The organism is Thermococcus gorgonarius (assembly GCF_002214385.1).
GTDB lineage: Archaea > Methanobacteriota_B > Thermococci > Thermococcales > Thermococcaceae > Thermococcus > Thermococcus gorgonarius.
Genome location: NZ_CP014855.1, coordinates 522171 through 538182 on the forward strand (window position 1 = coordinate 522171; position 16012 = coordinate 538182).

Sequence of the window (16012 nt, forward strand, 5' to 3'; positions counted from 1 at the left end):
ACATTTAATTTCTCGGTGGAGTTCCAGAGGAGGGTTTCAAGCGAGAAGAGGGCGACTGTAATTTCCCTCAGGAACATGCTCTTGGCCCTTGCCACGTCGGTGTTCTACACCATCTACGGCTTCTCCGTTGATTTTCTTGGACTCTCGAAGGCGAGACTTTTATTTGCGCTAGTCTTTCTTATCGTGGGAGCTGTGTTTAAGGCCCTCAGTCTTGGCCCTCTGAGGGAGTACCTGACCTTCGGTGAAGGATAAAAGTGAAGAGTAAAAAAGTGCCGGGCTCACTTCGTTGCCCTCGTTATCCCGACGTCCTTCACCAGAACGTAGGGCGTTGAAACCGGCGTATTGACCTCCCACCAGTGGACGTGGTGGCTCTCTTTGGTAAGGGCCGCTATGCTCTTGAGTATGTGCTGGAGGTTGTCGCTGACGCGGATGTTCCTTATCGGCCTAAGCTCGCCGTTCTCGACGAGGAAGATACCGTCCCTCGGGATGGTCGAGAAGTCGCCCGTTACGTAGTTCTGGAAGCGCGTGTACCAGACGTTGGTTATGTAGATGCCACACCTGACCTCGCTGAACAGTTCATCCCTCGAGTAGTCGCCCGGCTCAAGGACGATGTTCCACGCGTGCGGCATTATTAAACCTGCGTTGGCCGTCGTCTCGGTTCCGTACTTCCTCGCCAGGCTCGTGTTGAGGAGGAAGGTCTTGAAGGTTCCGTTCTCGATTATCGTGGTTTCCCTCGTTGGGACTCCCTCGTCGTCGAACTTCCTTGTGCCGTAGCCGTTCGGCATGTTGCCGACGTCCTTGATTGTGACGATTTCACTGGCGACCTTCTGGCCGAGTTTATTAACCAGGAAGCTGAATCCGGCCTCGGCGGCGTAGGCGGAGGTCATGAAGCTCATATAGCTGAGCAGGTTAGCGAAGGCTAACGGGTCGAAGATGACATTAAAGCGCCCTTCCGGCCCCTGCTCCGGGTTTCTCGCTAAGCTCGCTATCTCTCCGGCCTTCCTTCCAGCGCTCTCGGGGTCGAACTTTTTCAAAACCCTTACTGAGTTCGTCCCGTGGCCGCTCTCGAGGTCGCCGATGAATGCCCTGACGCTTATCTCTATCCCTGTTCCCTCGTCAAAGGCCTCCACGCCGTTGCTCGTGGTGAGGTAAATCCTGTCGTGGTCGGTGTAGAGAACTCCCGCTACCCTCTTGGCACCTTCCTCAAGGGCCGCGTTTATTGCCCTCTCTACATATTCGTTCGGCTCGTCAAGCTCGACGATGGCTTTATCGAAGGTCTCCGGGATGTCCTTGTACTCGAACGGGCCCTCCGCTATTCCGTAGTAGTCCTCCTTAGGTGCCATTCCCTTCATGTTGCTCAGGAGCGTCTTGAGGGTGCGCTCGATGTTCTCCTCGCTCAACTCGGTTATCGTCGTTCCGGCTATTCTCTTCTCGAACTCGACGAAGAGCTCGACCTTCCTCTCGTGCCAGTTTTTCGCCACTGTTATCTCGTTGTTGGCAAAGCGGACCTGCCTCCTGTTCATCTCGTGGGAGAGAACGACGACGTCGCCGAAGCCAAGCTCTTTAGCCTTCTTCAGGATGAGTTCGTTAACGTCAAACATCTCCACCACCTCACGGCCTCCTGAGCGGTATGTCCCTGAGTCTTGCATGTGCTCCGCCCATCCAGACGGGGACGCCCTGTCCCGGCTCACCTTTGCCGCAGGTTCCCGGATAGAACTCCACTTCCTTTCCGACCGCATCGACACTGCTCCACAGGGCCCTCGTGGTTATCTCAAGGATTGGCCTTCTCACCGGGTGCTTAATCTCACCGTTCTCGATGAGGTATGCTTCCCTGCCTATGTACCTCTGCTGATAACGCCTGTCGTCGATGTTCCACTCGTTGAAGCTCACCATGTAGACGCCGAGCTTGATATCTTCAATCAGCTCCTCGAAGGAATAATCGCCGGGTGCGAGGTAGGTGTTTGCCATCCTCACGATTGGCTCGCGGTTGTAGTTGATGGCGCGGGCCGCTGCATTGGAGTGCTGGCCGAGCTTGTGGGCATATTCCCTGTTGGTAAGGAACTCGGTGATGATTCCGTTCCGTATGAGGTAGCGCGGGCGTGCCTTTACGCCCTCGTCGTCGTAGAGGTAGAAGCCCCAGCTGTTCGGTATCGTCGGGTCGTCTATGACGGTAACGACCTCACTGCCAATCCTCTCGCCGAGCATATCCGGTTTCACGAAGCTCTCTCCCGCTTGAGCGGCTTCCCTTCCGAATATCCTGTCGGACTCGTATGGGTGCCCAACGCTCTCGTGGACGGCTATGCCCGCCACCTCTGGGCTTATTACCAAGTCAACCTTCCCCTCTGGTGGTCTCTTGCCCTCATAGATGAGCTTTTTGAGAGCCTGCACGTCCTTGACGGCCCATTTCCAGGGCTCGTCCTTCTCGATTAGCTCAAGGCCGCCGGAGAATGCCCTCTGGACGAAGGGCGCCTGCTCCATCTGGCCGTTCTCGAAGACGACGAGGTTGTAGGTGGTGGAGACGCGTGGGATAAAGCTCTCGATGAACGCTCCATCGCTGTTGAATATTATCTTGTGCCACATCTGGTCATAATACCTTATGAAGCGCATCGGCACGTTTACGCCTGTGGCCTTTACCTCTTCCTCGATTTTTTTCAGGAGTTCAAGCTTCTCCTCTGGAGAAACGTCGCGGAAGTCCTTCCTCATCTTGACCTTGTATGAAACGCGGTGGAAGTTTTCCTCGGAAAAGCGAATCGGCTCGTTCCTAACGCGGGAGGCCGCTTTGGCCAGCTTTATTGCCTTCTTCACTGTCTCGGCAACGCTCTCCTTCGTGAGGACGTTGGTGCTTGCAAAGCCCATTCCGCCGTTTACGAGAACGCGAACTCCAATCCCCTTGTCTGCCAGAATCTCCAGGCCCTCGGGAGAGCCGTTCTTCATTGTCAGAGACGTGCCGTTCTTTTCCTCAAAGCGTGCCTCGGCGTAGTCTGCGCCGAGTTCGAGTGCATTTTCAACGGCGAACTCTACAAGTTCATGCATGCACACCACCTCGGTTTACTGCATAGAATAGTGCCCGCCGAAGTATAAAAATCTTTTCGTTTAGATGATGATCGAAAGGTGCCCAAACATCATCATTATTTACTCTTGAAAGATATACCCTTCAGGGCGGGAGAGGGCGGATGTACCCTCTAATCTCCAGGAGGCCTTTTAGATGTCGCAAAATTTTTAAAACTGATTCCAACACTGCTAGTACGGGGGTGGTGCCATGGCACTGAAGGCGGTTGTTCTTTCCTACGCCGGGAGCCATGAGCACCAGCACAACCACTACATGATACTCAAGCCCCTTGGTATTGACGATAGGGGCAGTGCGGCCAGGTTAATCGGCAGGAAGGTCGTGTGGAGAACCCCCACCGGGAGGAAGATGAAGGGCAAAATCGTGAGAACTCACGGCAACGGGGGAGAGGTTAAGGCATACTTCAACCCCGGCTTACCGGGACAGGCCCTGGGTGATTACGTCGAAATTCTTTAAAGCTTCACCTCTTTTTTCCCTCAGGTGGAAACATGGAGCTGAAAGAAGTAAGGGAAGGTGCCTCCAGGTTTTTTGTACCCGAGGCAGAAAGGATATACGATGCTCCAGTTTTCTACAATCCGGTTATGGCAATAAACAGGGATATAAGCGTTCTAGCGGTTGATGTTTTGAAGCCTTCAAGGGTTCTTGACGCCCTCTCTGCAACCGGAGTGAGGGGACTCAGGTACCTTTTGGAAACCCCGGCCGGTGAAGTGTGGATGAACGACATCAAGGAGGAGGCCTTTCGCCTCATACTCCGGAACGTTGAGCTGAATGGAGGAAAAATCGTGAAGTCTTCCAATGAGCGGGTTGTTTTTGACATCTCCGGCAAAAAGGCGATTGTGAGCAAGGGTGATGCAAATCGGCTGATGGCTGAAAAATTCAGATACTTTGACTTCATCGACCTTGATCCCTTCGGTGCGCCTGTTGAATTTCTCGACACGGCTCTTAGGGCCGTGAAAAGGAGGGGTTTTCTTGGGGTTACTGCAACCGATACGGGAGTCCTGTGCGGGGCTTATAGGAACGCCTGCCTGAGAAAGTATCTGGCCGTCCCAATAAGGGGGGAGCTCTGTCACGAGGCAGGTCTCAGAATACTGATAGGCCTCGTTGCTAGATACGCCGCCAAGTACGACCTTGGCGTTAAGGTACTGCTCGCCTATTACAGGGATCACTACTTCCGTGTCTTCTTGGGCCTTAAGAGCGGTGCCAGAAAGGCCGACGAGTCCCTTTCTAACATAGGCTATCTCTGGCAGGATAAATCCGGGAAGTTTTGGTATTCAAGGGAATTTCTCCCGTCCGAATCAAACGCCTACGGCCCTCTATGGCTGGGAGAGCTCAAGGATGATGATTTCATGAACTCTCTCTTGAAGAAATCTCAGGAGGTGGTATTGGCCAGCAATAAAACGCTGGAGTTCATCAGACTGCTTTCGGATGAGCTGGATGTTCCCTTCCACTACGATACCCACGCGATAGCCAGGAGACACGGTTTGGAAGTCAGAAAACTTGCTGTAATAATGGAAAAGCTCGAAAAAATGGGCTACAGGGTGACCCGAACTCACTTCTCCCCCACGTCAATAAAAACAGACGCCCCCTTTGACGCAGTTTTGGATGCGTTGAGGGGTTTGTAGTACCGGTCAGCACAGAAAAGAATAAATACTTTTGAGGAAGATTAACTCAGATGAGCCTGGTATTTCAACCCCTTGAGGAGGAAGAATCCGTAAGGCCCTTTGACGGTTTCCCCTTCGATATCAAGCTGGGTAGCTCCCTTGCCGTTCTTTTCTCTGAACCTCTTTCTCAGGCTGTGTTTTTGACATATCTCGAGGCCGCTCTCCTTGAAAAGGGGGAGGTTTACCACGTGAGTGTGGGCAGGACATCTGCTCCCCCCGTGAACAGGCTCTTGGACAGTACAGAGGGCTTCTACTTCGCCAGAACCACCAGGTTTGAGGACGTTCTAATGGCCTCCCGCGAAGTTCCGACGGGATCATCCCTAGTGGTCGATGGATTTCCCGCCCTTTTGGGCATTAGTTCCGAAGGTTTGCTGGAGCTCGTTGATGAATCAGGTTCGAAGAACATAACCCTCATTCTTTCCCATACTCCCGTTGTTTTAAACGAACTCGACCTTCCCGGGGAATTTCAGAGGAACTTTTTAGTTCCAGAGGTGTTTGACTATCTCCTGGCCATAAGGAGCGCTTCCTACCGGAGCCACTATAAAATGGGTATCTCCGCCCTTCGGCTTCCCCTGGAGTGGGTCTCTCTCGTAGGAGAACATACGATCCCCGCGGACTCAATAGTAAAAAGAGTTCTCTGAAGAATATAAAAACAGAAAAGAGCCGCAGATTCCTTCACCGCAGGTGGTTTTGGTCTTGGTTTCAGTTTCCCAAGGAGTCAATACTTTGGAGGATCTCTTTAACTTTCTTGAATCCAACCTTGGCCGTCAGGTCTATGTTTATGGGGGTCACGCTGACTTTTCTTTCCACTTTCAGGGTATAAGCATCGGTTCCCGGCTCGAATTCCGTGGTTTTCCTTCCGACTATCCAGTAGTAAGGATGGCCCCGTGGATCTATCCTTTCCTCTACTGTTGGACTGTATCTCTTTCTGGCGAGCCTTGTTATAGCTATCCCAGTTTTCTCGGGAGCATCGCTCGGAACGTTAACGTTGAGCATGTCCACGCCCTTTGGAAGGCCGTTCTCCAGTATCGCCTTCGCTATCCTCTTGAGAAAGTGTGCCGAAACCGAGAAGTCAATTCCCTCCCCTTCGCCGAGCGTCTTCTTCCACTCAACCTCAAGGCTTATGGCAATGCTCGGAACCCCATGGGTAGCGGCTTCAATTGCAGCTGAGGCTGTTCCGGAAACTGTTATCTCAGTGCTCAGGTTCTCACCGAGGTTTATGCCGCTGACGGCGAGGTCAAAGTCTCCAAAGCGTGCTATGGCGAAGATGACACAGTCCGTAGGAGTGCCGTCTATACCATAAGCGATTTTAGCCCCTGGAAGCTCAATGCGCTTTGCCCGTATGGGCCTGTGGAGCGTCATCGCCCTACCGCTGGCACTCCTCTGAAAGAGCGGGGCGACAACATAGACCTCGCCGAGCTCGCTCAGAGCTTTCACTGCCGCCCTAATACCGTTGGAGTAGATGCCGTCGTCGTTGGTTAGTAGGATTCTCATCGCTACTCCCTCACGATCTTCACATTGAGCTTTTCAAAATCCCTGTCAAAGGTGTAGATTTCATCAATACCGAGTTCCCGCATTTTAAGGTATGCGAGTGCATCGTTTATTCCCAGATTCCTTTCCTCCGCGATCAACGCCACCCGGAGGTAATCCGCAGTTGAAACGTCAAGGACCATGATATTTTGGGAGGTAAGCATTGAAAGAACGATTTCGGCCGCCTTCCCCTTTCCAGCTCTGTTTCCCACGACATTTGCCACTTTGCTGAGGAGGATCACAGTCGTAACGACTTCTTCACCATCGCTGACCCTCTTGAGAATCTCTTTGGCTTTCTCTTTGATTGCTATGACGTTATCTAAAGGTTCTCTGCGAGGCTTGAGGAAGGCGTATATGAAGACGTTGCTGTCAAGGAACAAGCTCATCATACATCTCGGCCTCCAGCTCCTGCCAGGATCTGAAGGTTTTCATGACTCCCCTAGCTCTTTTCAAGGCCTCTTTTTTGTCAATTTTTCCAAAGAGAATCGCGAGCTGAATCTCAAGCCAGAGAGGATCATCTTTTCTGTACTGGGCAATTATCTCATAGACGTCCTCCATTCTCTCACCACTTTTCCCTTCTTCCACTATGTATAAATAGCTTCCGCCAGCACTCACCTTTAAAAACCCTAACCACCAGCGGCCTTCAGGTGAGAAAATGACGTACTGGACGAGCGAGGACAACGTGGCTGGAAAGCCGGGAACGGCGCTCTTCATAATCCTGCCAACAATAGGCTGCTACCGCTTCCGCATAGGGGAAGCCTGCTACATGTGTGCCTATCCCACTGCCGCGCCCAAGATAAAGTGGAGTCAAGAAGCCATAGTGGACTACGTCCGCGAGGCGCTGAAGAAGATTGAAGGAAAGAAGGGGCCCTTTGCAGTTAGGATGTTCACCTCGGGCTCATTCCTCGACAACGGTGAGCTGAAACCTGAGACAAGGAGGAAAATCTTTGAGATTCTGGCAAAAATGGACAACGTTGAGGAGATAGTAATCGAGAGCAGGAGCGAGCTTGTGAGATACGATGCGGTTAAAGAGCTCGCCGAGATAGTCCCGGACAAGCACTTCGAGGTTGCAATCGGCTTGGAGACCGCGAACGACGATATTGCCGAGGTCTCCATCAATAAGGGCAACACCTTCGCGGACTTCGTGAAGGCCGCTGAAATAGTCCACAAGGCCGGGGCGAAGGTCAAAACTTATCTTCTCCTCAAGCCAATCTTCCTGAGCGAGAGGGACGGGATTAGAGACGCGAAGGAGAGCATAATCAAGGCCGAGCCCTACACCGATACCTTCTCGATCAACATCACTGACATACAGAAGGGGACGCTCTACGAGAGGCTCTGGGAAAAGAAGGAGTACAGGCCGCCATGGCTCTGGAGTGCGGTTGAGCTCCTCATCTGGGCCAAGAGGAAGTTCCCGGAGAAGAGAATCCTCAGCGATCCGGTGGGGGCGGGTTCGCCAAGGGGGCCGCACAACTGTTTGACCGACTATGACAGGGTTATTGGGAAAGCTATAAAGAAGTTCTCCGCCACACAGGACATCAGTTATATTGAGAACCTCAAGCCGGAGTGCCGCGATAGGTGGAGTTACATCGTTGAGAACGGCCTCCTTGACTGGCAGCTGGTAACCTGGTGAACTTCCTTCGCTGGAGTGCGTTTGCATCCATACCTTTTTCTTGTCGTGTATAAACCCTGCCGATGCTTCTTTTATGGACACTGATGTCCACCCACGAAACCTTTAAATGTTGACAAACGTAAATGGGCTTAGCAAATCGCGGGTGATGATTATGGCAGATGTCGAAGGGAAAACCACCGTTGAAAAGAACGGCTACCTTGTGATTGGAAAGGCTGAAGGAATCGTTGAAATCGACGTTGACACTTTTCTCTGTAAGGGCTGCGGAATCTGCGTCGAGATGTGCCCGAGGAAGGTCTTCGAGTGGAGTAAAGAGCTCAGCGAAAAGGGCGTGCATTACCCTGTCCCGGTTCACGCCGAGAAGTGCGTCAAGTGCAAGCTCTGTGAGTTGCTCTGCCCTGATTTTGCAATAGCGGTAAGGTGGTGAGGCATGATAATCAGGGGCGACGAGCCCGAGCAGATCAGGCTCATCAGGAAGCTCTACAAGCCCGGCAACTACTTCATGCAGGGCGACGAAGCGGTCTCATACGGTGCGATCTTCGCAGGCTGCCGCTTCTACGCTGGCTACCCAATAACTCCCGCCAGCGAGATAGCCGAAACGATGGCCAGAGAACTGCCGAAGGTCTCGGGCTATTACATCCAGATGGAGGATGAGATTGGGAGCATAGCGGCTGTAGTTGGTGCCTCTTGGACGGGACTCAAGTCAATGACAGCCACCTCAGGCCCGGGTTTTTCGCTGATGCAGGAGAACCTCGGCTACGCGATAATGACCGAGACGCCGCTCGTTCTCGTTGACGTCCAGAGGAGTGGTCCCTCAACGGGGCAGGCCACCAAAGGTGCCCAGGGAGACTTCTTCCAGGCCAGGTGGGGAACACATGGAGATCATACGATAATTGCCGTTTCTCCAACCAGCGGACAGGACGCCTTCTGGGAAACGATAAGGGCCTTCAACATCGCCGAGAAGCTGAGGACGCCGGTGGTTATGCTCTTCGACGGCGTTTTGGCACACACGAGGGAGCTCGTCAGGATTCCCGATATAGAGGAGGTCGAGATAGCCTACCGCAAGTTGCCTGCAAACGAGGAAGAAGCTAAGCTTCCTTTCGGTGACCCCCACGGCGACGGTGTCCCACCAATGCCGCTCTTCGGCCACGGCTACTTTACCCACGTCACCGGCTCGACCCACAAGGAGAACGGACTGAGGGATGTCTACACTCCCGAAGTCCACGACAAACTCGTGAGGAGGCTCCACAGGAAGATAGAGCAGAACAAGGACGTTTACGAAAAGTACGAGGAGCACTTCACCGACGATGCTGAAATCCTCGTCGTCAGCTGGGGTGTAACTGCTCGTCCGGCCCTAGGGGCGGTTCTCAAGGCGAGGGAGGAGGGAATAAAGGCCGGCCTCTTCGTGCCGAAGACCGTCCATCCGTTCCCCGGTGAGGGGATGAAACAGCTCGGAAAGCGCGTTAGGGCAATCCTCGTGCCGGAGATGAACCTCGGTCAGATGATCCTTGAGGTTCAGCGCTTCGTTAACGATGACGTTCTGCTTAAGGGTGTTAACAAGATAGGCGGTGTCCCCCTGACCGTTGAGGAGATCCTGCGCGAGATAAGGGGTGTTGCCTGATGGCCAAGGAAATTTACTCCAAGTATCCTCTCATAAAGTATTTGAGGAAAGAGGCCCTTCCCACGGCCCTCTGCCCCGGTTGCGGCGGTGGAACCGTCCTGAACGCCTTTGCCAACGCTGTTGATCAGCTCAAGATTGATCCTAGGGATCTGGTCGTCGTCAGCGGAATAGGCTGTTCCGCGTGGATAGCCTCGCCGTACTTCCTAGCCGATACACTCCACACGACCCACGGAAGGGCGATAGCCTTCGCTACCGGCGTTAAGGTCGGCCTTCCCGACAAGAAGGTCGTCGTCATAAGCGGCGACGGTGATTTAGCGGGAATAGGCGGGAACCACCTCATCCATGCAGCGAGGAGGAACATAGACATAACGGTCATCCTCGTTAACAACTTCATCTACGGCATGACTGGAGGCCAAGTCGCTCCGACGACTCCCTTCGGCGCTAAAACCACGACGACTCCCTACAGGAACATCGAGCATCCATTCCAGATAAGCGAAACAGTCGCAGCAGCGGGAGCAAGCTACGTTGCAAGATGGACAACTGCCCACGTCTATCAGCTCATAGAGAGCATAAAGAAGGCCCTTCAGGTTAAGGGCTTCTCCCTCGTCGAGGTTATTTCACAGTGCCCCGTCCAGTTTGGAAGGAGGAACAGGATGAAAGAACCTGCTGAAATGCTCCGCTGGTTCCTCAAGAACAGCGTGCCGATAAGCAAGGCGAAGAAGATGAAGCCGGAGGAGCTTGAGGGCAAGTTCGTCATCGGTGAGTTCGTCAACAGAGAGAGGCCGGAGTTCGTTACCGAGCTTAACAAGCTGATTGATGAAGTCCAGGAGCACTTCGGGCTTAAGGGGGAGTGAGAGATGCAGATTAGGTTCGCCGGTATAGGTGGCCAGGGCGTTGTTCTGGCTGGTGTGATTCTCGGAGAGGCCGCGGCCATAGAGGGTTTGAACGTTCTCCAGACCCAGGACTACAGCTCGGCCAGCAGAGGTGGTCATTCCATAGCTGACGTTATAATCTCAAACGAGCCGATTTACGATGTGATGGTCACGAAGGCGGACGTCCTCGTGGCCCTTGCCCAGCTCGGCTACGACACAGTTAAGGATTCCCTCAAGGAAGACGGTCTGCTCATCGTTGACACCGACCTAGTAAAGCCTGACAGAGACTACATAGGCGCACCATTCACGAGAATAGCTGAGGAGACAACTGGACTTGCCCTGACGGTAAACATGGTGGCCCTGGGCTACCTTGTGGCCAAAACGGGCGTCGTCAAGAAGGAGAACGTTGAGGAAGCGATTAGGAGGCGTGTTCCCAAGGGAACCGAGGAGATAAACATCAGGGCTTTTAGAGCCGGATTTGAGGAGGGATTGAAATGAGATACCCGTTTCCCGTTGGAAGGTCAGACTTCATCCAGGGTGATGAGGCTATAGCGAGGGCGGCCATTTTGGCCGGTTGCAGGTTTTACGCCGGCTATCCAATAACTCCTGCCAGCGAGATATTCGAGGCAATGGCCCTCTACATGCCTCTCGTCGATGGCGTGAGCATACAGATGGAGGACGAGATAGCGAGCATAGCCGCGATAATAGGTGCCTCCTGGGCAGGGGCGAAGGCAATGACCGCAACGAGCGGTCCGGGGTTTTCGCTAATGCAGGAGAACCTCGGCTATGCGGTAATGACGGAAACTCCGATAGTCGTCGTCAACATGATGCGCGGCGGCCCCTCGACGGGCCAGCCAACGTTCCCAGCTCAGGGGGACATAATGCAGGCCATCTGGGGGACCCACGGCGACCACATGCTGATCGTCCTCAGCCCCTCAACTGTTCAGGAGGCCTTCGATTTCACTATCAGGGCATTCAACCTTGCCGAGAAGTACAGAACGCCTGTGGTTATACTCGGCGATGCCGAGTTGGCCCACATGCGCGAGCGCGTTTACATCCCCAACCCAGATGAGATTGAAATCGTCAACAGAAAGCTTCCTGCCACTGAAGAGGAGGCCAAGCTTCCCTTCGGTGATCCTCACGGAGACGGCGTTCCACCGATGCCGATATTCGGAAAAGGTTACCGCACCTACGTGACAGGTCTGACCCACGATGAGTACGGCTACCCGAGGACAGTTGAGCCTGAAGTTCAGCAGAAGCTCATAGGGAGGATATACCGCAAGATACTCGACCACAAGGACGACATAATCGACTACGAGACCTTTGAGCTCGACGATGCCGAGATAGCGATAGTTACAACCGGCATAGTCTCGCGTTCCGCTATAAGGGCCGTCAAGATGCTCCGCGAGCGCGGCGTGAAAGCTGGCCTGCTGAAGCTCAACACGGTGTGGCCCTTTGATTTCGACATGATTGAAGAGATGGCCGAGCGTGTGAAGAAGATCTACGTTCCAGAGATGAACATGGGACAGCTCTACCACCTCGTCAAGGAAGGGGCCAACGGAAAGGCCGAGGTGGAGCTGATAAGCAAGATAGGCGGTGAGGTTCACACGCCGATGGAGATCGTTGAAAGGGTGGTGGGATGATGTACCTGAAGTCCGCTTACGAGATCCGCGACAAATATCTGAGGAAGGACATGCTCCCGACGATATTCTGTCCCGGCTGTGGGATAGGCTCGGTTTTGCAGTTCACGCTCAGGGCGATAGACGACCTCGGCCTCAACCAGGACGAGATAGTATGGGTCAGTGGAATAGGCTGTTCATCCCGCGTTCCCGGTTTTGTGAACTTCGACGGCCTACACACCACCCACGGGAGGGCTTTGGCCTTTGCGACCGGAATAAAGCTCACCAACCCCGACCTCAAGATAATCGCCTTCATGGGCGACGGCGATGCCGCCGCGATAGGCGGAAACCACTTAATCCACGCCATAAGGAGGAACCTCGACGTCACGGTTATTCTCATCAACAACTTCACCTACGGCATGACTGGCGGGCAGGTTGCTCCAACCACACTCAAAGGCTTGAAGGGAACGACTGCTCCCTACGGCCAGTTTGAGAACCCCTTCGACATCGCTCAGCTCGCAGTTGCCGCCGGGGCGAACTACGTGGCCAGGTGGACTGTCTTCAACTACCTCCAGGGCATCAACAGCATAAAGAAGGCCCTCCAGAAGGAAGGCTTCACTCTCGTGGAGTTCCTATCCCCGTGTCCAATAAGCTTTGGAAGGAGAAACAGGATGAAGACTTCGCCCGAGCTAATCCGCTGGTACCAGAAGATAACTGTTCCGCTCGCGAAGTCCAAGAAGATGAAGCCTGAAGAGCTTGAGGGCAAGATAGTCATAGGAGAGTTTGCTGACAGGGACAGGCCGGGCCTCGTGAGGGAATACAGGGAGTACATAAAGCGCGCCAAGAAGATGATGGGGTGGGAGCAATGAGGAAGGAAGTCCTCTTCAGCGGTTTCGGCGGTCAGGGTGTCATATTGGCGAGCGTCATCCTCGGAAGAGCCGCGGCCGTCTATGAAGGGCTTTATGCTGTCCAGACCCAGAGCTACGGGCCGGAGTCAAGGGGTGGAGCGAGCAGGGCTGAGGTAGTGATAAGCAACGAGCCTATAGATTATCCAAAAGTCATAGCTCCCGACTACGCGGTCTTCTTTTCTCAAGAGGCCTACAGCAAGTTCCTTCGCACCGTCAAAGAAGGGGCAACCGTAATAGTTGAGAAGGATCTCGTGCCGCACAGGGATTTCGAGTTCGAGAAGAAGCTCAACGTTATAGCCCTCCCCCTGACGGAGATAGCCGAAGAGACGACTGGCCTGAGCCTGACGATGAACATTCTGACCCTTGGAATACTGGTGGGCGTTACGGGAATAGTAAGCAAGGACGCGATAGAAAAGGCCGTCAGGGATGCCGTTCCACACGGCACGGAAGAGATAAACGTCAGGGCCCTCAAGAAAGGCTTTGAGCTGGCCGAAAAATTCAAACCCTGAGCTTTGATAGTTCTTCCATTAGCTCCTTCTCCTTCTTTCTGAGCTTTTCTATCTCGCTTTTGTAGAGGAGCCTCATCCTCTCGATGTGCTCTAAGGCCTCATCCTTGGTGACCTCCACGATTATATCCGAGAAGGCCCTGAATATCTTCCTTTCAGCCTTGCTGGAGCTTATGAGTCCTTCGGCGTAGTCCAGTTCTTTCATCTTAAGCTCAAGGGTCTGTCTAAGCTCTCTCACCTGTCTGAGCTGTAAGTTAAGTTCGTAGGCCTTTACCGCCTCCATTGGCCCACCCCCGTAAAAATAAATAGGGAGTGGTGGAGAATCACTCCTTCTTCTCTGGCTGGCTCTCCCTGAGCTCCTTGAGGAGCTCGTTGACCTTTCTGGTGTCCTCTTCAATCTTCCTCAGCAGGGCGAGGCGGAGCTCCATAAGGGTGTTTATCCTCTTTTCGATGTTCTCCCTGGCCTCGTCAACGGTCGTGTTTATGAGTATTCCGGCACCGACGTCCATTATGACGTCATCTGGCTTCTCTATCTTGCCCCTTATGGCTATGCCGCTTCCGAGCGGGATGTATATGGACTTGCCTTCGCCCTTCTCCTTAAGGTACCTGAGTGTGGCGTCAACTATCCTGAGGTCTGCTATGGTTGCGTCAATTGCTCCAATCTGCTCCCTGAGGTACTCGATTTCACCGAGGTAGCTCCTTATCTCGTCCTGAATCTGCTCGTGTGTCCTGACCTTCTTCTCCTCAGCCATCTCCACCACCCCCTACCTTTTTTCCTTACCCAATGTTATAATAACCTTTGGTGTTTAAAAGTTTTTTGCCCCCTAAACTAACGCGCGTTCCTGAGAGAGGTCCAAGAAACCCTTAAAAGAACCCCCAGAAAGTTGGTAGCATGAGGCCCGAAGACGAAAAGTTCATGCGCCTTGCCCTTGAGCTGGCAAAAGGGGGAGAAGGCTGGGTGAACCCGAACCCGATGGTCGGGGCGGTAATAGTCAAGGACGGCGAGATAATCGGCGTCGGCTGGCACCAGCGCTTCGGCGAGAAGCACGCGGAAGTCAACGCCATAGAGGACGCCAAGGCCAAAGGCCACGAGGTTAAAGGGGCTACTATGTACGTGACCCTCGAACCCTGCTCCCACTGGGGGAAGCAGCCTCCCTGCGCCGACAGAATAATCAAGGAGGGCTTTAAACGGGTCGTCGTTGCGATGAAGGACCCAAACCCCCTCGTGGCGGGAAGAGGGATAGAGAAGATGAGAAAAGCTGGAATAGAGGTGGAAGTCGGCCTCCTTGAGGATGAAGCAAAGAAGCTCAACGAGATCTTCATAAAGTACATAACGACCAAGATACCCTTTGTCTCGATCAAGCTCGCCTTAACCTTGGACGGCTTCATAGCAACCGAGAGCGGCTCTTCTCAGTGGATAACTGGCGAAAAGGCTCGCCAGAGGGTTCAAGAGCTGAGGAGGAGGCACATGGCGATAATGGTGGGTTCTGGGACTGTCTTAGCCGACAACCCGAGGCTCAACTGCAGGCTTGAGAACTGCCCGCCAAAGGTCAAGGTGATCCTCGACCGCTCCGGCAGGGTGGCGGAAGAGGTGCGGAAGGGACGGAAGTTCAGGCTCTTCGACGACGGCAGGGTGATCTTCTTCACGGACAGGCCGGAGAAGTTCGAGGGAATAGCGGAAGCCTACCCGATAACAGAGCCGGAAGAAATCCTGAGGAAGCTCGGCGAGCTGGGAATAGATAGCGTTCTGATAGAAGGCGGCAGAATAGCCTGTCAGTTTTTAAGCTACGCCGATAAGTTCTACCTCTTCTACGGGCCGAAGCTCTTCGGCAACGGGATAAAACCCTTTGAGTGTCTGAATGTTGAGGATGCGAATGAGGCACCGGTTTTGAGGATTGACTCAATAGAGAGGCTTGGCGAGAGCTTTCTGGTCACTGCTTACCCTGGTGATGGTGATGTTCAGCGGGATAGTTGAAGCAACCGGTAAAGCTCGCTACTCTGCCGGAAAGCTCTATGTAGAGGTTCCCTTTGAGGTCAGGCCCGGCGACAGTGTGGCAGTAAACGGCGCCTGCCTGACCGTCGTGGACTTCGACGGGAGAATAGCCATCTTCGACGTTGGGGAAGAGACGCTGAGGAGGACGAACCTGAGGGAAGCGAAGGTTGTGAACCTTGAGAGGGCCCTAAAAGTAGGCGACAGGTTCGACGGGCACATAGTAACTGGCCACGTTGATGGTACAATACGGTTCATAGCTAAGAGGACGAGCGGGAATACAACGTGGATGGCCTTTGAGATGCCCCCTGAGAGGTGGGGTGTTGCTGAGAAGGGTTCCATAGCCTTGAACGGCGTCTCTCTCACCGTTGCAAGGGTTGAAGCGAACCGCTTCTGGATTCAGGTGATCCCCTACACGCTGGAAAAGACCAACCTCGGCCTCCTGAGGCCCGGTGAAAGGGTTAACTACGAGATTGACGTCATAGCCAGATACGTGAAAAGAATCCTGGAGGAGAGATAAACCGGTCAGTGCATCGGCTCCTCCTCATCCTTCGGAGTGAGGGAAAAACTCATCATCCCATTCCGGAATGGCAAAACGCCTTTTAATATTT

At 53.6% G+C, this 16012-nt stretch carries 21 protein-coding genes; 14 read left to right on the forward strand and 7 right to left on the reverse strand.

From position 1 onward, the window contains the following. Nucleotides 1-15: 15 nt before the first annotated feature. The gene (locus tag A3K92_RS09575) at nt 16-252 is read left to right on the forward strand and encodes a hypothetical protein (protein ID WP_232460908.1); all 237 of its coding nucleotides are present in this window, start codon (nt 16-18) and stop codon (nt 250-252) included. A gap of 26 nt (nt 253-278) precedes the next feature. Here A3K92_RS09575 and A3K92_RS02945 read toward each other — a convergent pair whose 3' ends face one another. Beyond that, nucleotides 279-1601, reverse strand: coding sequence for a TldD/PmbA family protein (locus tag A3K92_RS02945; RefSeq protein WP_088884844.1), 1323 nt, complete (start codon nt 1599-1601; stop codon nt 279-281). A gap of 10 nt (nt 1602-1611) precedes the next feature. After that, entirely contained in the window at nt 1612-3033 is a 1422-nt protein-coding gene (locus A3K92_RS02950; RefSeq protein ID WP_088884845.1) for a TldD/PmbA family protein, read from the reverse strand. A gap of 226 nt (nt 3034-3259) precedes the next feature. On the opposite strand from A3K92_RS02950, the gene A3K92_RS02955 reads away from it, so the two are divergent. Genes A3K92_RS02955 through A3K92_RS02965 form a run of 3 tightly spaced genes read left to right on the forward strand, consistent with a single transcriptional unit; the run spans nt 3260 to nt 5369 of the window. Continuing rightward, nucleotides 3260-3523: a 50S ribosomal protein L35ae gene (locus A3K92_RS02955; protein WP_088884846.1), complete on the forward strand. Its 264-nt coding sequence runs from the start codon at nt 3260-3262 to the stop codon at nt 3521-3523. 32 nt (nt 3524-3555) lie between these two features. After that, complete coding sequence (locus A3K92_RS02960) at nt 3556-4689, forward strand: tRNA (guanine(10)-N(2))-dimethyltransferase (protein ID WP_088884847.1); 1134 nt, start codon at nt 3556-3558, stop codon at nt 4687-4689. Between the two features lie 50 nt (nt 4690-4739). Continuing rightward, nucleotides 4740-5369 (forward strand): hypothetical protein, encoded by a 630-nt coding sequence (locus A3K92_RS02965; RefSeq protein WP_088884848.1) that lies wholly within the window; start codon nt 4740-4742, stop codon nt 5367-5369. A gap of 61 nt (nt 5370-5430) precedes the next feature. Here the strand turns inward: A3K92_RS02965 and surE are convergent, their stop codons facing one another. From surE to A3K92_RS02980, 3 genes are read right to left on the reverse strand one after another with little or no spacing between them, the layout of a single operon-like run. Beyond that, the gene (surE, locus tag A3K92_RS02970) at nt 5431-6222 is read right to left on the reverse strand and encodes a 5'/3'-nucleotidase SurE (protein WP_088884849.1); all 792 of its coding nucleotides are present in this window, start codon (nt 6220-6222) and stop codon (nt 5431-5433) included. Nucleotides 6223-6224: 2 nt separating this feature from the next. Beyond that, nucleotides 6225-6647 (reverse strand): type II toxin-antitoxin system VapC family toxin, encoded by a 423-nt coding sequence (locus A3K92_RS02975; protein WP_232460909.1) that lies wholly within the window; start codon nt 6645-6647, stop codon nt 6225-6227. After that, the gene (locus A3K92_RS02980; RefSeq protein ID WP_232460910.1) at nt 6628-6873 is read right to left on the reverse strand and encodes a hypothetical protein; all 246 of its coding nucleotides are present in this window, start codon (nt 6871-6873) and stop codon (nt 6628-6630) included. The genes A3K92_RS02975 and A3K92_RS02980 overlap by 20 nt, the downstream gene beginning before the upstream one ends. Nucleotides 6874-6913: 40 nt before the next feature. Between A3K92_RS02980 and A3K92_RS02985 the strand changes: the two genes are divergently transcribed. The 8 genes from A3K92_RS02985 (at nt 6914) to A3K92_RS03020 (ending at nt 13414) form a co-directional block, all read left to right on the forward strand. Further along, entirely contained in the window at nt 6914-7888 is a 975-nt protein-coding gene (locus A3K92_RS02985) for an archaeosine biosynthesis radical SAM protein RaSEA (RefSeq protein WP_088884851.1), read from the forward strand. Between the two features lie 151 nt (nt 7889-8039). Further along, a complete protein-coding gene (locus tag A3K92_RS02990) occupies nt 8040-8312 on the forward strand; it encodes a 2-oxoglutarate ferredoxin oxidoreductase subunit delta (protein ID WP_088884852.1) in 273 nt (90 codons plus the stop codon). Nucleotides 8313-8315: 3 nt separating this feature from the next. Further along, nucleotides 8316-9506: a 2-oxoacid:acceptor oxidoreductase subunit alpha gene (locus A3K92_RS02995; RefSeq protein WP_088884853.1), complete on the forward strand. Its 1191-nt coding sequence runs from the start codon at nt 8316-8318 to the stop codon at nt 9504-9506. Continuing rightward, nucleotides 9506-10360 carry a 2-oxoacid:ferredoxin oxidoreductase subunit beta gene (locus A3K92_RS03000; protein ID WP_088884854.1) on the forward strand — a complete coding sequence of 285 codons (855 nt, stop codon included), beginning with the start codon at nt 9506-9508 and terminating at the stop codon, nt 10358-10360. The genes A3K92_RS02995 and A3K92_RS03000 overlap by 1 nt, the downstream gene beginning before the upstream one ends. Before the next feature lie 3 nt (nt 10361-10363). Beyond that, nucleotides 10364-10876, forward strand: coding sequence for a 2-oxoacid:ferredoxin oxidoreductase subunit gamma (locus tag A3K92_RS03005; protein ID WP_088884855.1), 513 nt, complete (start codon nt 10364-10366; stop codon nt 10874-10876). Beyond that, nucleotides 10873-12021 carry a 2-oxoacid:acceptor oxidoreductase subunit alpha gene (locus A3K92_RS03010; RefSeq protein ID WP_088884856.1) on the forward strand — a complete coding sequence of 383 codons (1149 nt, stop codon included), beginning with the start codon at nt 10873-10875 and terminating at the stop codon, nt 12019-12021. Before A3K92_RS03005 ends, A3K92_RS03010 begins: the two co-directional genes overlap by 4 nt. Beyond that, on the forward strand, nt 12021-12866 hold the full coding sequence (locus tag A3K92_RS03015) for a 2-oxoacid:ferredoxin oxidoreductase subunit beta (protein ID WP_088886023.1): 846 nt from the start codon (nt 12021-12023) through the stop codon (nt 12864-12866). The genes A3K92_RS03010 and A3K92_RS03015 overlap by 1 nt, the downstream gene beginning before the upstream one ends. Then, nucleotides 12863-13414: a 2-oxoacid:ferredoxin oxidoreductase subunit gamma gene (locus tag A3K92_RS03020; protein WP_088884857.1), complete on the forward strand. Its 552-nt coding sequence runs from the start codon at nt 12863-12865 to the stop codon at nt 13412-13414. The genes A3K92_RS03015 and A3K92_RS03020 overlap by 4 nt, the downstream gene beginning before the upstream one ends. Here A3K92_RS03020 and A3K92_RS03025 read toward each other — a convergent pair. Together A3K92_RS03025 and pfdA are read right to left on the reverse strand one after the other, a co-directional pair. Next, a complete protein-coding gene (locus A3K92_RS03025) occupies nt 13404-13694 on the reverse strand; it encodes a prefoldin subunit (protein WP_088884858.1) in 291 nt (96 codons plus the stop codon). The genes A3K92_RS03020 and A3K92_RS03025 overlap by 11 nt on opposite strands. Before the next feature lie 40 nt (nt 13695-13734). Then, nucleotides 13735-14163, reverse strand: coding sequence for a prefoldin subunit alpha (gene pfdA, locus A3K92_RS03030; protein ID WP_088884859.1), 429 nt, complete (start codon nt 14161-14163; stop codon nt 13735-13737). A gap of 140 nt (nt 14164-14303) precedes the next feature. On the opposite strand from pfdA, the gene ribD reads away from it, so the two are divergent. Beyond that, complete coding sequence (gene ribD, locus A3K92_RS03035; protein ID WP_088884860.1) at nt 14304-15386, forward strand: bifunctional diaminohydroxyphosphoribosylaminopyrimidine deaminase/5-amino-6-(5-phosphoribosylamino)uracil reductase RibD; 1083 nt, start codon at nt 14304-14306, stop codon at nt 15384-15386. Further along, complete coding sequence (locus A3K92_RS03040; RefSeq protein WP_088884861.1) at nt 15367-15921, forward strand: riboflavin synthase; 555 nt, start codon at nt 15367-15369, stop codon at nt 15919-15921. Before ribD ends, A3K92_RS03040 begins: the two co-directional genes overlap by 20 nt. The last annotated feature ends 91 nt before the right edge of the window (nt 15922-16012 follow it).

What these genes read in the sequence shown, in the direction of transcription:
- A3K92_RS03015 (WP_088886023.1), top strand. Translation starts at nt 12,021, where the DNA reads ATGTACCTGAAGTCCGCTTACGAGATCCGCGACAAATATCTGAGGAAG.
- A3K92_RS02955 (WP_088884846.1), top strand. Translation starts at nt 3,260, where the DNA reads ATGGCACTGAAGGCGGTTGTTCTTTCCTACGCCGGGAGCCATGAGCAC.
- A3K92_RS02945 (WP_088884844.1), bottom strand. Translation starts at nt 1,601, where the DNA reads ATGTTTGACGTTAACGAACTCATCCTGAAGAAGGCTAAAGAGCTTGGC.
- A3K92_RS02985 (WP_088884851.1), top strand. Translation starts at nt 6,914, where the DNA reads ATGACGTACTGGACGAGCGAGGACAACGTGGCTGGAAAGCCGGGAACG.
- A3K92_RS03040 (WP_088884861.1), top strand. Translation starts at nt 15,367, where the DNA reads ATGTTCAGCGGGATAGTTGAAGCAACCGGTAAAGCTCGCTACTCTGCC.
- A3K92_RS02950 (WP_088884845.1), bottom strand. Translation starts at nt 3,033, where the DNA reads ATGCATGAACTTGTAGAGTTCGCCGTTGAAAATGCACTCGAACTCGGC.
- A3K92_RS03020 (WP_088884857.1), top strand. Translation starts at nt 12,863, where the DNA reads ATGAGGAAGGAAGTCCTCTTCAGCGGTTTCGGCGGTCAGGGTGTCATA.
- ribD (WP_088884860.1), top strand. Translation starts at nt 14,304, where the DNA reads ATGAGGCCCGAAGACGAAAAGTTCATGCGCCTTGCCCTTGAGCTGGCA.
- A3K92_RS03010 (WP_088884856.1), top strand. Translation starts at nt 10,873, where the DNA reads ATGAGATACCCGTTTCCCGTTGGAAGGTCAGACTTCATCCAGGGTGAT.
- surE (WP_088884849.1), bottom strand. Translation starts at nt 6,222, where the DNA reads ATGAGAATCCTACTAACCAACGACGACGGCATCTACTCCAACGGTATT.
- A3K92_RS02975 (WP_232460909.1), bottom strand. Translation starts at nt 6,647, where the DNA reads ATGATGAGCTTGTTCCTTGACAGCAACGTCTTCATATACGCCTTCCTC.
- A3K92_RS03005 (WP_088884855.1), top strand. Translation starts at nt 10,364, where the DNA reads ATGCAGATTAGGTTCGCCGGTATAGGTGGCCAGGGCGTTGTTCTGGCT.
- A3K92_RS03025 (WP_088884858.1), bottom strand. Translation starts at nt 13,694, where the DNA reads ATGGAGGCGGTAAAGGCCTACGAACTTAACTTACAGCTCAGACAGGTG.
- A3K92_RS02960 (WP_088884847.1), top strand. Translation starts at nt 3,556, where the DNA reads ATGGAGCTGAAAGAAGTAAGGGAAGGTGCCTCCAGGTTTTTTGTACCC.
- pfdA (WP_088884859.1), bottom strand. Translation starts at nt 14,163, where the DNA reads ATGGCTGAGGAGAAGAAGGTCAGGACACACGAGCAGATTCAGGACGAG.
- A3K92_RS02965 (WP_088884848.1), top strand. Translation starts at nt 4,740, where the DNA reads ATGAGCCTGGTATTTCAACCCCTTGAGGAGGAAGAATCCGTAAGGCCC.
- A3K92_RS02990 (WP_088884852.1), top strand. Translation starts at nt 8,040, where the DNA reads ATGGCAGATGTCGAAGGGAAAACCACCGTTGAAAAGAACGGCTACCTT.
- A3K92_RS02995 (WP_088884853.1), top strand. Translation starts at nt 8,316, where the DNA reads ATGATAATCAGGGGCGACGAGCCCGAGCAGATCAGGCTCATCAGGAAG.
- A3K92_RS03000 (WP_088884854.1), top strand. Translation starts at nt 9,506, where the DNA reads ATGGCCAAGGAAATTTACTCCAAGTATCCTCTCATAAAGTATTTGAGG.